This window comes from Vibrio phycocola, from assembly GCF_053850235.1.
In genome coordinates, this window is record NZ_JBSQDJ010000001.1 from 519,273 (window position 1) to 533,256 (window position 13,984).

The 13,984-nt window shown below is 40.1% G+C and carries 16 protein-coding genes; 6 read left to right on the forward strand and 10 right to left on the reverse strand.

The window, feature by feature from the left end; translation table 11 throughout:
- Positions 1-360: 360 nt before the first annotated feature.
- Entirely contained in the window at positions 361-1,272 is a 912-nt protein-coding gene (locus ACWU4D_RS02365) for a LysR family transcriptional regulator (protein WP_456049975.1), read from the reverse strand.
- 94 nt (positions 1,273-1,366) lie between these two features.
- Between ACWU4D_RS02365 and ACWU4D_RS02370 the strand changes: the two genes are divergently transcribed.
- From ACWU4D_RS02370 to ACWU4D_RS02380, 3 genes are all read left to right on the forward strand, one after another.
- Positions 1,367-1,825 carry a DMT family transporter gene (locus ACWU4D_RS02370; RefSeq protein ID WP_456049769.1) on the forward strand — a complete coding sequence of 153 codons (459 nt, stop codon included), beginning with the start codon at positions 1,367-1,369 and terminating at the stop codon, positions 1,823-1,825.
- A 3-nt stretch (positions 1,826-1,828) separates the two neighbouring features.
- The gene (locus tag ACWU4D_RS02375; RefSeq protein ID WP_456049770.1) at positions 1,829-2,263 is read left to right on the forward strand and encodes a DMT family transporter; all 435 of its coding nucleotides are present in this window, start codon (positions 1,829-1,831) and stop codon (positions 2,261-2,263) included.
- Positions 2,264-2,453: 190 nt separating this feature from the next.
- On the forward strand, positions 2,454-3,482 hold the full coding sequence (locus ACWU4D_RS02380) for an AraC family transcriptional regulator ligand-binding domain-containing protein (protein ID WP_456049771.1): 1,029 nt from the start codon (positions 2,454-2,456) through the stop codon (positions 3,480-3,482).
- 67 nt (positions 3,483-3,549) lie between these two features.
- Here ACWU4D_RS02380 and ACWU4D_RS02385 read toward each other — a convergent pair whose 3' ends face one another.
- The 4 genes from ACWU4D_RS02385 to ACWU4D_RS02400 form a co-directional block, all read right to left on the reverse strand.
- A complete protein-coding gene (locus ACWU4D_RS02385) occupies positions 3,550-4,041 on the reverse strand; it encodes a hypothetical protein (RefSeq protein WP_456049772.1) in 492 nt (163 codons plus the stop codon).
- Between the two features lie 22 nt (positions 4,042-4,063).
- Complete coding sequence (locus ACWU4D_RS02390) at positions 4,064-4,633, reverse strand: outer membrane beta-barrel protein (RefSeq protein WP_456049773.1); 570 nt, start codon at positions 4,631-4,633, stop codon at positions 4,064-4,066.
- 486 nt (positions 4,634-5,119) lie between these two features.
- A complete protein-coding gene (locus tag ACWU4D_RS02395; protein ID WP_456049774.1) occupies positions 5,120-6,298 on the reverse strand; it encodes an amino acid aminotransferase in 1,179 nt (392 codons plus the stop codon).
- Positions 6,299-6,323: 25 nt separating this feature from the next.
- Positions 6,324-7,238, reverse strand: a complete 915-nt coding sequence (locus tag ACWU4D_RS02400) for a DMT family transporter (protein WP_456049775.1) — start codon at positions 7,236-7,238, stop codon at positions 6,324-6,326.
- A gap of 150 nt (positions 7,239-7,388) precedes the next feature.
- Here ACWU4D_RS02400 and ACWU4D_RS02405 point away from each other — a divergent pair, with 150 nt between their 5' ends.
- A complete protein-coding gene (locus tag ACWU4D_RS02405; protein WP_456049776.1) occupies positions 7,389-7,844 on the forward strand; it encodes an Lrp/AsnC family transcriptional regulator in 456 nt (151 codons plus the stop codon).
- 94 nt (positions 7,845-7,938) lie between these two features.
- Here the strand turns inward: ACWU4D_RS02405 and ACWU4D_RS02410 are convergent, their stop codons facing one another.
- The 5 genes from ACWU4D_RS02410 to ACWU4D_RS02430 all read right to left on the reverse strand — a co-directional run bounded on the left by ACWU4D_RS02410 (position 7,939) and on the right by ACWU4D_RS02430 (position 11,726).
- The gene (locus ACWU4D_RS02410; RefSeq protein ID WP_456049777.1) at positions 7,939-8,286 is read right to left on the reverse strand and encodes a DUF3316 domain-containing protein; all 348 of its coding nucleotides are present in this window, start codon (positions 8,284-8,286) and stop codon (positions 7,939-7,941) included.
- A gap of 264 nt (positions 8,287-8,550) precedes the next feature.
- On the reverse strand, positions 8,551-9,174 hold the full coding sequence (locus ACWU4D_RS02415; RefSeq protein ID WP_456049778.1) for a LysE family translocator: 624 nt from the start codon (positions 9,172-9,174) through the stop codon (positions 8,551-8,553).
- Positions 9,175-9,249: 75 nt separating this feature from the next.
- Complete coding sequence (locus ACWU4D_RS02420) at positions 9,250-10,056, reverse strand: AraC family transcriptional regulator (RefSeq protein ID WP_456049779.1); 807 nt, start codon at positions 10,054-10,056, stop codon at positions 9,250-9,252.
- 139 nt (positions 10,057-10,195) lie between these two features.
- Positions 10,196-10,894, reverse strand: a complete 699-nt coding sequence (locus ACWU4D_RS02425; RefSeq protein WP_456049780.1) for an HAD family hydrolase — start codon at positions 10,892-10,894, stop codon at positions 10,196-10,198.
- A gap of 421 nt (positions 10,895-11,315) precedes the next feature.
- A complete protein-coding gene (locus tag ACWU4D_RS02430) occupies positions 11,316-11,726 on the reverse strand; it encodes a methylglyoxal synthase (RefSeq protein ID WP_456049781.1) in 411 nt (136 codons plus the stop codon).
- A gap of 389 nt (positions 11,727-12,115) precedes the next feature.
- Between ACWU4D_RS02430 and mpaA the strand changes: the two genes are divergently transcribed.
- Positions 12,116-12,826 (forward strand): murein tripeptide amidase MpaA, encoded by a 711-nt coding sequence (gene mpaA / locus ACWU4D_RS02435; RefSeq protein ID WP_456049976.1) that lies wholly within the window; start codon positions 12,116-12,118, stop codon positions 12,824-12,826.
- A gap of 143 nt (positions 12,827-12,969) precedes the next feature.
- Positions 12,970-13,800, forward strand: coding sequence for an alpha/beta fold hydrolase (locus ACWU4D_RS02440; protein ID WP_456049782.1), 831 nt, complete (start codon positions 12,970-12,972; stop codon positions 13,798-13,800).
- The last annotated feature ends 184 nt before the right edge of the window (positions 13,801-13,984 follow it).

Genomic DNA, 13,984 nt, shown 5'->3' on the forward strand with positions numbered 1-13,984 from the left:
TATATCTAGCATAGTCAAAATATGGCGTTTTGTTAAAAAAGTGTTCAAAGTGTGAAGAAATTACACTTATGTGTGGCTAGAGTGACGTTAAGCCGCTTAAGGGAACGATGGCCTAAATCGCAGATGTGGAAGTTGCTAATGGTGAAACCTTGAATTCAACGTGCTTTGCGGATGATGACAAATTAGTCACGCTTCTGAATACACTGTTTACTAGGAGTCTGTATGCGACTTAACAATAATTCAGCTTCTTCAAAGTAAGGCTAGAGTCTCGTTTTCGCCTATTTGGGTGTTTTCACCGTGGTGTCCACGGTCAAGATTTGGAGGTTATCTTCGTGTGAGACACAGGCTTTGACCAAGAGATCAATTTTCATCCCAGTAGCCGAAGCCATCTCCTAGTTTCTCTTTGAGAAAATGTATGAAAACACTGACTTTCTCTGGCAAGTGTTTTCGTTCCGGATATACCGCATAAATGGCATGTTCTGGTAACGTAAACTCTTCTAATAGTGGGATCAACGTGCCGTTTGAAAGGTGCTCGGAAATAATAAATGTGGGCATTTGACAAATACCTAACCCCTGCAAGAGTACGTGTTCAATTGCTTCGCTGTTATTGACCACGAAGTTGCCTTTTACCTGTGTCTTTATTTTTCTATTATTCTGGTAAAAGGTCCATTCAACCCCTGCTTGAAACAAACTGTAGTAGATGCAATTGTGATGAGACAGCTCTTCGGGGCAACTCGGTTTTCCATTGTGTTTAATGTATTCAGGAGCGGCGCACACAACACTTCTGCACCCTACCAGTTTTTTTGCGATCAACGATGAATCTTTTAACTCTCCTATTCTTATGCCGACATCGAATGCTCCTTCGGTCATATCAATGAGGTTGTCATCCATACTCATCACCACATCCAGTTCAGGATATTTTTCCAGAAATTCTTTGATATAAGGAACGATATGAAGTTTGGAAAAGGTCATTGGTGCATTGATCTTCAGCGTTCCTTTTGGACTGCCTTGATACATCGATATTGCTGCGAAGCCATCTTGCGCTTGAATATATGAGTTTCTCGCATAGTCGGAAAATCGTTCCCCCGCTTCTGTTAGGGTTAACTTTCGGGTTGTGCGATGAAAAAACCTGACACCTAAACTGTCTTCAAGTACCGAAATCCTCTTACTGACCGCGGATTTCGTCATACCCAATCTATTGGCAGCAGAAGAGAAGCTCCCCGTTTCGACGACGGCGACGAAAACAGGAATCGCTGAAAAAGAGTCTTTGATTGTCAACTATTACTCTCCAATGTTTTGTTATAAGAGACATTATCATTCATTTCATTCCCAATTAAAATATTTGTATCAAAAACGAGGAATTAAAATGCAACTTCTCAATAAATATTCATTACTTGCGGTTATTGGTGGCGGTTTGCTTGCGCTCATGATCCATTTAAACAGCCAGCTTGCATCCGTTACATCCGCATTAAGTGCGTCATGGATAGCTCATGCCGTGGGCGCGTTTGTCGCTTGGTGCCTACTGATTGTCTTCAACACGGGTATAAGCCCTAGCGAGGTACACATGGCAAAACCGACTAAGATTTATCATCTTGGGGGCATTCCTGGAGCATTAACCGTGATTTTGGCGTCGATCACCATAAATAGTGGCGTTGGATTGTCGGGAACTCTGGCACTAGCACTTATTGGCCAACTGGTCTTTTCTATGCTTTGTGAACATCTTGGGCTTTTTAATCTTAAACAACGAACGTTTCTGTATCGTGATTTGATCCCTATATTACTGGTTACATCGGGTTCATTTATGTTGATATTTAGCAAGGGGTAATCTATGACGGTATACATACTTTTAGGGCTTTTAAACGGGTTTTGCATTGCGCTAAGTCGGATTTTGAATGGTCAACTCAGCTTACATTATGGTGCATTTCGTGCTTCCTATTTTAATCATATCGTAGGGTTAATTTTTCTCTCGCTGTTCGTCGTTTTTTGGTATCACCCTCCAGAAATATTTCCCAGTGATATTGTGCTTTATTCTGGCGGACTAATAGGAGCATTATATGTCGCGATTAATAGCCTCGTCATGACCAAACTCGGTTCAACCAATGCCATTGTACTGGTTATCGCTGGGCAAATGCTTGTGAGCGTGTTCTTTGATTCATTTACCACTGATCGTTATATTCAACAATACGTGGGAGCAGGACTGATCATTGTGGGAGTCGTATTCAAAGAGATGGTAGAAGTTAAAAAAAAGAGCATGAATAATTAACGATTCAGTAAAGTCCGGTTCAATTCAAGCCTTAACTTTTCAATATCAGGACGTATTCTTATGAGCTAACTTATGTGTAGGATTGAGAAATTCCAATGCTAATGTATTATGACAAATAAGTACCCCAGCTCATTTTAGGTTATTGGTATGTTTATACACTCTCACCCGCTGCTAACTTTCGGACATATAAATGTCTGATATAAATTTTTCAAACTCTGTTTCGATTGCGTCTATTTTGGATGTGATCGATGCATGCGGAAATTTGCCCGCCTCGGCCAAATTGAAATACAGAGCACTGGGTTTGTGTCATTCACGTAATAAATCACCTTTAACTCGTATCCCTGAAAATACGTTCATTGAACTGTGGAATCTAATTGGAACGTTCCACCCCTGCGCCGAGATAGGGCTTGTTATTGGCCAAAAAATCTCCCCGGAATCCAAAGGGGTACTCGCGAGTTGGGTAAGCCAATCCGATACCATTGGAGAGGCATTAACCCTCTTCCAGAAAAATATTATCTTGATGAATCCTTCTGAGCATTGGGAAATCGATGATGATGGTAGGTATTGTACATTGTCGTTAACGATTCATTCAGAGTACAGCTATCCAAATCAAGCTATAGAGCGCAGTTTTAGTGCGATGGTTGCTTGGGCTCGAATGCTTAGTGCGCACCCTTTCTCAATAAAAAGTGCTCATTTTACCTGTGAGAAACCCGACTACGCTGACAAATATGAATCTATCTTCGGGTCGAACATTCAATTTGGTTCGCAAACGAATCAGCTTGTCTTTAGTTCCAGCTTTTTAACGTACCCTATTACGTCTAGTAGCCGCTATGTTAAAGAAATAATGGCCGAAAATGCAGATAAAGTATTAAGAGCACTCAACGATACTGGCAGTATAAAAAAATTAGTCTCTGAAATTGTTACGAGTAATATGTCAGAAGGTCATCTAATTGGAATCGATGAAATAGCGACTAAGCTATATACCAGTAGACAAACGCTATATCGTAAACTAGAAAAGGAAAATACTACCTTTCGTTCTATCGTTGATGAAGTACGTAAAAAATACATTATCATCAATCTCAACAAGCCAAATGCACCTAGTATTACGGAACTCAGTTATAATCTAGGTTTCAAGGATACCAGTAGTTTCTATAAAGCGTTTAAACGTTACTTTAACGCCACCCCCAAAGAGTATATTGAGTCAAGACGCATTGAGTAACGCTCATTTCGATATGTAAAGAACAGTATTGAATGAGGATCGCTCTGTTTGTATCCAGTTTCTAGTTTCAATTAAAATGATAACGAACCCCAATACCAAACGTCTCTAAACTACCGCCTAACCAGCTATATTCAAGTTCAACATTAAATTGGTCAAATCGGTACCCGACTCCCACTCCTCTTGCGATACCGGCATGGACATCGTCTAATTTTAACGTCCCATTACTATCATAAAATTTGTATCTTTCATTCGTTACACCGAACTTAATTTTATAGAAAAGCGTTTCTTGACTGCGATAAACTCCATATAGGTGAACCATATTGATTTTTTGGTCACCACCGTAAAAGTCATTGTGTGTATTACTGATATTGTAGCTGCCTTCAATTGCCCAATGATTAAACTCATACCCAGCTAAGATGTTATTGACATTTACAGAATTAAATTCTGTTTGGTCTAAAGTCATACGGCTAAAGTCTGTGCCTACATAAAATTGATTTGCATGTGCAAATGACGAGAGTATTGATGCCCACGCAACAAAACATTTAGTGATTAATTTCAATTTTTGCTCCTCGCCACTATTGCTAAAAGTGGTAACCCGCCGTTAGGCCCCAAGTAAATCCACCCGCGTCACGCTCTTCGCCATTAAGTGTCATATCGCTACTCGAATAGTGAGCATCAAGACCTACAGACCATTGATCTGCAATGAGGTAGTCAACCCCGCCGCCAATCCAATACCCAGTAGATTCATCTTCATAAGTCTTCTTCGAGCCTGACTGCTCTGATTGAAGTTCAGCGCCTAAAATACTAACGCCCCCGCCTAAGTACGGGATAAATGAATCGGCTAAAACGGGCGCTTGCCACCGTAACCCAAAATTAATTTCAGCAACGCCTGTTTCTGTGGTCACCCCATTAGTTTGGTTCTCGTTACCACTGCCGTAAAAATCTAGCGCAATCCCCACAGGTGATGATGTCGGTAAGTAAGTAAACTGAAACCCGATAGTGTCCATTGAATCGTCGTCTCCCCAATCAGAATCAAGTGATTTCGCACCAAATAATACTTTGAATGAAGAATTCCCGTTTGCGGCATTTGCCAAGCCGACTGGCAATAATAATAAACTGGCAAGCGTAACGGTGTTCACAGTAGTTGACATAATAAGCTCTCACTTTTTTTAGGGTTAAATCGGTATCGCCTAATACAATGACCCAGTCCATGGACTCGTTATTTAGCGACATTTCGTTGGAGCATGATATGGCCTGACAATGGTTTTGTTTATGTTCATTTGTAACCATTTAATGTCAATTTGATTCAAATTTCGTTTGCAGATGATTAGCGTTTTTTAGTCTACTTGTGGATTGTCTATATCGTAGACAGATAGAGCGTTTGGATATTCCTATTGTCGGCAATGTGCACCAAGAAGTTGAAGGCATCACTTCTCTCTATACTCGTGGTTATTTGAGGGTATCTGGAGTAAAGGAAGTTAAGTAAGTTGATTAATTACGGCGGAGTTGGTTAAAGTCGTAGCAAGTAAAATACAAATACTGCACACACCGACTCGTATTGGGGCAAAAGGCTAAACCAGTGTTGGTTCAGCCAGTGTTATGACTAGTCATGATCCCGTCGTCGACTCTAAATTTCTCTAACCGTCGATGATATCTATTAGTGCTTCGGCCAGTATTCTTATCTGAGATTGTCTCAGTCCCGCAATGTTTATCCTGCCATTGGGAATACCATAAATTGCATACTTATCTCGCAATAGTGCCATCTGAGCGGTGCTTAAGGGCAACATCGAAAACATCCCTTTTTGCTTGGCGATTACGTGGAGTGACGCGGGAGCGCCTAATTCGGACAAGATGTCTCCAAGCTCTTTACGGATATCGACAACACGTTCTCGATACCCTGTTAGTTCTTGTAACCAAGGTTCAGGGTTACTGAATAGCAATGAAGCAATTGCGGAGCCATGATTCGGTGGCATTGAGTAGTTCGCTCGTGTAATGCGTTCTAGCAATGGACGTACGTTGGTTAGCAGGCTTTTATTATTCGCGACAACCATTGCGGCACCAGTACGCTCACAGTACAGTCCCATATTCTTCGAGCAACTTGCGGCAACAAATACCACATCATTTTGTTCCACAATCAATCTCAGTCCAGCGGCATCATTATCTGGTGTGTCGCCAAAACCTTGATAAGCGATATCGATAAATGGGGTTATTTTTTTACGCTGACAGAAATCTGAAAATTGTTGCCACTGTTCGATAGATGGATCAATTCCCGTTGGGTTATGGCAACAACCGTGAAGCAAGATGACGTCTCCTTCCACGGCGTATTCCAAATCGGCAAAGCAGGTTTCGATATCCAACTCTCCATCTTTATCCTGCCAGCGGAAAGGCTCAACCTTTAACCCGGCACCTTCCATAATCGGTCGATGGTTGATGTAGCCTGGATTGGTATTCCATATAACAGTATTAGGAGATAAATGCACAATAAAATCCGCCAATACTCTCAGTGCTCCCGATGCACCGACGGTTTGAATCGTGTATTGGCTTTCAAGTTTGGCGTTGATATCCCCGAGCAAGAACGTTGCAATTTGGTGATTGAATTCCAAATTTCCAGATAACGCTCGGTATGACTTTGAGTGCGCCTTTTTCGCTAGGTAATGTTCCGCATCTTGTACATTTTTCATGACTGGAGTTTCACCCAATTCATCTCGGTATACCCCCACAATAAGATCAATTTTTTCTTCTCGTGGGTCGTCTTTAAACTCATCTAAAAGTGTCCATAATGGGTCACCACTCAAATTCGGTAAGTTTTCTAACATAACTTTGATTCTCCCTGAATAAACACTAACTGCGGTTGGAAAGAATGACACCTGTAATGGTCAACCCTATCCCACAAAGAATGACAGCTGATAGCGGCTCGTCGAAAACCGCCACTGCGAGTAGTGCTGTTAAGCCTGGTGATATCGAGCCTATAGTCGAAGATTTCTCGGAGCCTAATTGACCAACGGCATAGGAAAATCCTATTGTGGCGAGGATACCAACGCCCAATCCTTGTATAACAATAAACGGTAGAGCTTCTTGAAATGAAAATGAGCCGAAATTACTCGGAACCCACTCGCAACAAATCAGCCCTAATGTAATAAAGAATGACAAGTACGATAGGATAATTGCTACGGTAATCGCGTTTAGGCCCGCACGTTTTAACCCCATTATGTACCCTGCCCAAATCAGCGCAGCGCATAGCAAATAAAATACACCATTGGACATACTGTTAGTCGCGTTGCCAGTACGGTCGATAACCATTATCACGATGCCCACAAGTATCAATGATAAAGAAAGAACACGCTTCAAAGACACATTCTGGTGGTAAAAAATATAGGAAAGCAGAGCAATAAAAAAGGGCGAAGTCCCCGCTAAGATAGCCCCAACATAAGCGGTAGGTGTCGTTTTTGCCCCTAAAGAAGCTAAGAACAAAAATGGAACGCCTCCTAGCAGAATAAATAGTACGTCCGAAATGCGCGTCGTTTTTATGGCTCTCAGGTGTGAAGGGATCATTGGAGCCAATAGCACCAATGGCACAAAAAACCTGATTAATGCAACATCAGCAATACTAAGAGGTGAAGTACCGATTGCACGGATGGTGAGAGAAAACCCTGACCAGATTATCAACACCATAAACATTGCCATGTAACCTTTTGCTAAAGGAGAGACAAAGCTCTGACTCAATTTACCCGTTACTGAATGGATCGCTCTTTCCATTGTACCTATCACCTACTCTCTACACTTGTTAATGATATTATTCACCAAATATCACGCATTTAATCGGCAAATGTTTAACCGGTAATTGCCATTTGTAGTGGAATAAATTAACTTGTCATAAAATATTGATTGATATCGGCAAGAGTAATTATGGATAGAATTGATCGTCACATACTTGAAATTATTCAATCGGAAGGACGATTGTCTACTGCGGATCTTTCAGAGCGAGTTGGCTTGTCGCCTTCCCCTTGCGCTCGGCGTTTAAAACGGCTTGAAGATGAGGGCTATATTGAAGGTTACCTTGCTAATTTGAGTAAGGAGAAGATAGGAATATCGATGACGTTTTTTGTTGAGGTGAGCTTGAATAATCATCAGGAAGAGTCGATTAGAAGCTTTGAATATGCGCTCTCGAGTATAGAAGAAGTGATAAATGGACATATTGTTTCGGGAGCATACGATTATCTATTAGAAGTCGTTACCCCAGATTTGACTGGTTATGAATCATTTACAAAAAAACTTCACAAAATAACCAGTGTAAAAGACATTCATACGCATTTATCTGTAAGGCAAATCATCACAAAAAAATCGTTACCATTATATATTTAACGGGCTGATTTATTCTTAACGTATATTCGTTTCAAATAGAAAGCCCCGTCGATAAATTGAGTTATCGTAACGGGGCTTGTTATTCATTCTTGATTTAGTCTTCGTCTTGCTGATACGCGCTGAAGTTATAATCCACATTCACAATTGCTTGGTAGCTAATTTCGCTCGGAGAAGTCGCAAACTCAGTGATGGTGACTTTCGTGTCTTTGAGCATAACGTCATCAGCAGATGCTTGAACGTAAAACGGAAGCTTTTTAATAAGCTCATCACTGGACAACGTCTTTAAGTTTTCGATCATCTTGAATCCAGCATCATACGCTTCTGCTTTGCTTTGATATGTCGCGGTCGCTATGTCTGTGCTGCCTTCTTGTGTTACTGAACCTGCGAAAGATGCAGTGCTTAGTAGTAGAGAAGTGGTGAATATAGTGATTAATGATTTCATAGTCTTTTTCCTAATATTGGTTAACAGTGCCCTTACTGCTTAAGACTAATCATAACGTTGAAATTATGTGATGTACGTCAAGTTATGTAAAGACAACGTAAATGTGAAATTACAAACGTTAATTAGATTATCTCGATATTTCATTAGCGGTAATAGATGTGATTAATATTTAAAATCAAGAAATTACACCTCTATCAGATTGCGATATTTTCTTTAACTCGCCCTTTACTCGTACTTAGCTAGGGGCTAAAGTTTTTCCATGTGTCATGCAAATAGTGATGTGAACAGCGGATTGTCCATCACAAGCCAGACAGCAACAGCGACCAGGCTGCCTGCATAAAAGAAATTCATCCCTTTCTCATACATTGGGCTGTTCGACAGTTTCGACAGTAATTCACCAATTGATACCCAGACAAAATGCATAGAAATGTTTAACACCGCCAGCCAGATAATTAAGACGGCAACACCGTTTGCTCCAAATGTTTCCTGAGACTGTTGCGCGAACAAGGTAAACATCAGAAATACCATTAGCCAGCCTTTACTGTTTAACAATTGAATCAACAATCCATCAAAAAAACCTAGTGTTCTTGAAGCATTATTCTGTTCACTGTCCTGAACTCGAATGAATTTACTGGCGATATAAACAAGATAGAGCGCGCCTACTAATTGCAGCACATTCATTAACTTCGGTTGCGTGCCAACAACCTCCCCTAACCCGTAACCGATTAAAATCGACTTAATAATGAAAATACTATCTACACCAGCAATTAACGGGATAGATTTTCTTACCCCTACCTTTGCTCCTGATGCTGCAAAAACAATGTTGGCGGGGCCAGGGCTAAATACCAGAGGAAACATCACCCCTAACCAAATAACAAATAAACTCATACTCACCTCCTAAGTAAAGAAGCGCAGAATAAGGAATTAATCTCGCGTGGTCTTGTACAAAATTGAACGCTAAAACTAATGCTGAGTGACTAGATAATTGGATGGAGATACGCCAAAGGCTTTCTTGAAATTGCGGGTAAAATGACTTTGATCATAGAACCCGCAAGCGAGCGATGTTTCGACACAACTCGCCCCTCTAGCAAGGAAAGTCTTGGCATTGATAACCTTTATTAAAAGTAAATATTGATGAGGAGTGACGCCAAACACTGTCTTAAAGCTTTTAATTAACTGAAATTTAGAACAGTTTGAAATGTCTTCAAGTTCGGTTAGTGAAGGATTTAACTCGAAATTATCGTGAATATAATCTCTGGCAAGATAACTGCTTCTGGTACAAATATGCTTATACATCTCTTGTTTAGGAGAACCATACTTCGTAAACAGTTTTTCTAGCGCGACGGTATATAAAGACTCTTTAGTTAACTGAAACGATGTTTCTTCGAGCGAAATGTGCAGTTTTAGCAATGTATCAAATAGCGTTTCATCGTGGATAACTGGGCGATCAATGATAGGGTCTAGAGGAAAACAACTATTTTCAAAAGTGTCATTTAGCGACTTCATATTGAAATAAAACATGCGATATCGCCAGCCTTCTGGCGAACCTGAAAAACCCGTATGAACCTCTGAGGGGTTGATAGCGACGATATGACGTTTGGGTATGATGATATTTTTACCACGGTACAATAAGCCTTCTGCACCTTCTTCAATAACACCAATCGCCAATTCATCATGCCAATGTTTAGAAAACTCAAACTTGGTATAGCTGGCCGAAAGTAGTTCTATGCCAGACAAGTCTGGATTTACCCAGAGCTTCGATTTTTCCACTCGGTGCCTATTGATCTTAAAGAGAGTTTGAATTTCATTCTGATGTAAATATCCTCAAATCACAATATAAATATAGGCGCAATACGTTCTTGTTTGGTTACCTCATATACACCACTGTTCTACAACCAATAATTATGTATCAAGTAATTTTGATAATGGTGTTTAGGGAGGTGATATTTGAAATGACGTGCTCATTTGGAACATTCTTTGGAGGTTTATTTGATATGAGTATCGATTTTATCCCGACGGTTTGTGGCCCCCAATAATCATGTTCATATGAGTCGCCAATGAATATTGAATTATCAGCTTTTTCTTGTAATGCCGAGAGCGCAACTTGATAAATTGATTTATGAGGTTTGGGGCGGCCATGATCCACCGAGGTTACAATTTCAGTAAAATAATCAGACATGGCAAATTTTTCCAACAACATTGGTACCATTTTTATGTGATGTGTATTGCTAACGATCGCAAGTTTGTAATTTGAATATAGCTTATCAAGTAACGCTTCAACGCCCGGAACGGGTTTAATATGAGCGCTCCACTCGCGAATATACAGATCAATAAACCCTTCTTCAATATCGTCTGATATCTGCTTGGCATTCACAAAAAATAAGAATTCTGTCAGCACGTCGTGCAAAGAAAATTCGATTTGGCTGTCTTGAGATTGTTGCTCCAGTTTGCAAAACACTTTATGCCAATTTTCTACAAACGACTCATACTCTATTTCAATTATATTGGTATTTAAATAATGATGAGTCTGTGAAAATTGTAAAGATTTCCGATGAGTAGAGTACTCTACCAATGTGCCAAAGAAGTCGAAAATTATTGTGTTGATCATGCTGTAACCTTTTCAGTATTTCTTCCGAAAGCTATTGAGCAGAGCACATGTTTTTACCGCTCTGCTTCGATTGATATAACGCGAGATCAGCACGTTGATAAATTTGTTCGATACTTGTGTCATTATCATTATGGTTCCTGCTATAAGCATAATGTGAGCACAGTCTAAAGTTTAATCCTACCTGTTTTCTAACGATAATATTGTTACATTAATATGCAATTGAAGGTGTATTTTAAATTTGTGATATGTGGAAGATTTAGGTGAAAAAGTTGCTATATAATCTATGCCTAAAATAACGATATATAGAGATGTTTCTCCACTATATATCTTAATCTCACCATTTACTGATAGATAAAGTAGTCGATGCTTGTCAACATAAACATTTTATCCAGAGTCGCTTTCCAGTGTTCTATCATCACCCTCATACAAAAAGAGGAGATGAAATCATTAATGCTGCGGTTGAAAGGTTATATGCCGTTGGGATGTTGTATAAAACGACAATTCTCAATAGCGCTGTTATGTCGGAATTATGAGGTTGTGTTTGCATCGGATCCAATAAAAATATGACTAAATCGATTCGATCTTCGATAATCAATGCTCCTAGTTGTACATCTCCACCATCTAAACCTGGTTTTAACTTGAACACTTCGAAATCATCTATATCACTCGCACTGAGTTTATTTTTAATTGCCTTTTCAACTAAATCTCCAGTTGTTTTTGTTGATATCAAGTTGTAACGGATTAAAAGTTCATGATTCCATTCGACCCATTTGATCAAATCTTGTTTTTTATTATCGTGCGCCACTAAAGCTATTCGTTTAATCTTTTTCATATAAAAACCCAACCAAATAAACTTATATAAGATCAATGTAATGAAAAGATAAGTGAGATAATTACTTTCAACTTTCTTACATTACACGACTCGCCACCTACCGTTGTATTGAAATTTTTACAATGTGTTAGTTGACCTAACTCATTGTTCCCTAGTTACTAAAGCCAAATTAAACTCAAATTGTCAAGTGAGTATTGAGAATTATTCTTAAATACTAACTACTTGAACTAGGCATTTATAACCATAATAAACACGACAAATGAGGTGCTAAGCTAGTCTGGAAAATCAAACACAATGGCGCGAAATAGCGACAAAGCCGAAGTTTGACGTTCTATAATTTTTATGCGAACTATAATTAGAGTCCATTAAGTGATTGGAGGTGAGATATGATCGAACTTGTAACCAGAAGTCAGCGCGCTTTCTTCTCAGTGTCACCGTGTGAGTTTGGCCGTTCCAATTTTGGCGCCCCACTTCACTACTTCCCTGCACAGGCGCAACATCATAGAAAGGGACTGGTTATTGCGGGAACTCATGGTGATGAAACCATTTCTCAAATCGCGCTTTCTTGTGCTTTGCGTTCTATTGCGCCTCAATATTTAATGCATGATGTCGTGCTATCAATCAACCCCGATGGTAATCAGTTAGGTACTAGGGCGAATGGTCATGGTGTTGATCTGAATCGAGCCTTTCCCTCTTCGAATTGGCATGCTGAAGATACTGTGTATCGCTGGAGCAGTGATACCGATGTGCGAGATGTTGCCATTAAAACTGGACAAAAATCGCCAAGAGAGCCTGAGGTGACGGCATTGATCTCTCTCATTAACATGCTTAAACCCGCGTTTATCATTTCACTGCATGAACCTTTAAATTGTGTTGATGACCCAGTTAAATCCGAACTTGGATGCTGGCTAGCAGATGTATTCAAATTACCCCTTGTTGCGGATGTTGGCTACGAAACACCAGGTTCATTTGGTTCTTGGTGTGCAGAACATGGCATTCCTTGTGTCACATTAGAGCTACCTTCGATTACTGCTGATGACGCGATGAAAGAGTTTCTTCGCCCTATGACGAAACTTCTCTCTACCTCGGAATTGCCGTGATAGTCACAATCCATGCTTTAGGACGTAACTGTTTGATACAAATAACTAGGTTATGAAAAGACTCGTGAGCAAAACAATGGAACCCAACACAGTTATACATTGTCAAAGCACTCACATCAGTTTGAAGGTGAAGGAAGAATCTAGTGTCGTTTTTATTGGGTGGCTCGCGTCACAACGAAATCAAAAAAAATAAACAGATCGTTGCTCGTATCAAAGATAACCCTCGTATTACCACACATCACTATATGACACTAGCGGATCACACTCTCCATTACGTCTCCTCACCTTCTATACCGACTCAGCCCAAACAGAAGACTAGTGTGGTCTTTGTTCATGGTACTCCGGGCGGATGGGCAAGTTTTTCGCGTTACTTGGAAGATGAAAATCTAGTAAAAGATTTTTCTGTTAACGTGGTCGACAGACCTGGTTGGGGAGAATCCGGTTATGACAACGCGGTATTTCCAACTTCTTTAAGTGACCAGTCACGGTTACTAGAACCGGTGTTAAAAAATATTTGGCGACAAAATGGAGAGCAAAAGGTCATCCTTGTTGGGCATTCTCTAGGTGGTTCACTAGTCCCTAAAATGGCTGCAGATTATCCCCAGTATGTAAAAGGTGTCATTATTCTCGCCGGTGATCTGGATCCTGCTTTGTCAGAGGCTCGCTGGTTCAATAAAGTGATGGCTAAGCTTCCTAATGCTTGGTTTCCAAAAAGGTGGGTAAATTCAAATGATGAAGTCTTGGCGATTCAGCCTAGCTTAGCGGAATTACAAAGCGAGTTTGCCACGATTACTTTACCTATTACGGTGCTACAAGGCGTGAACGATGGCCTTGTTCGATCGGGGAGTGCGACAAAAGCCCCATCGATTTTTTCATCAGCTCGAGTTGAAGTTATCATGTTACAAGGAGCGAGCCATATAATTAACCTAACCCATGTAGAAGAGGTAAAAAAGGCCATTTATAAAATGAAGTGAGAGAAAGTCTCGGGTTTACGCTCTACCAACAACAACTTTAGGCTGTTTAAACCTGAATGTAGATATTCGTTACGTTAACGAATTTGACAAACTTCTCTTTCAAACTTCCCAGTCCTGCAAGCTAAAAAATTATTGATCATATTGAATCCTATGGTCTTAACCTGCCTTGTTCCATATCGTTCTA

Coding starts and splice junctions, on each gene's coding strand:
- ACWU4D_RS02410 (WP_456049777.1), bottom strand. CDS start 8,286: ATGAAATCATTAATCACTATATTCACCACTTCTCTACTACTAAGCACT.
- ACWU4D_RS02400 (WP_456049775.1), bottom strand. CDS start 7,238: ATGGAAAGAGCGATCCATTCAGTAACGGGTAAATTGAGTCAGAGCTTT.
- ACWU4D_RS02405 (WP_456049776.1), top strand. CDS start 7,389: ATGGATAGAATTGATCGTCACATACTTGAAATTATTCAATCGGAAGGA.
- ACWU4D_RS02375 (WP_456049770.1), top strand. CDS start 1,829: ATGACGGTATACATACTTTTAGGGCTTTTAAACGGGTTTTGCATTGCG.
- ACWU4D_RS02380 (WP_456049771.1), top strand. CDS start 2,454: ATGTCTGATATAAATTTTTCAAACTCTGTTTCGATTGCGTCTATTTTG.
- ACWU4D_RS02370 (WP_456049769.1), top strand. CDS start 1,367: ATGCAACTTCTCAATAAATATTCATTACTTGCGGTTATTGGTGGCGGT.
- ACWU4D_RS02390 (WP_456049773.1), bottom strand. CDS start 4,633: ATGTCAACTACTGTGAACACCGTTACGCTTGCCAGTTTATTATTATTG.
- ACWU4D_RS02395 (WP_456049774.1), bottom strand. CDS start 6,298: ATGTTAGAAAACTTACCGAATTTGAGTGGTGACCCATTATGGACACTT.
- ACWU4D_RS02425 (WP_456049780.1), bottom strand. CDS start 10,894: ATGATCAACACAATAATTTTCGACTTCTTTGGCACATTGGTAGAGTAC.
- ACWU4D_RS02430 (WP_456049781.1), bottom strand. CDS start 11,726: ATGAAAAAGATTAAACGAATAGCTTTAGTGGCGCACGATAATAAAAAA.
- ACWU4D_RS02415 (WP_456049778.1), bottom strand. CDS start 9,174: ATGAGTTTATTTGTTATTTGGTTAGGGGTGATGTTTCCTCTGGTATTT.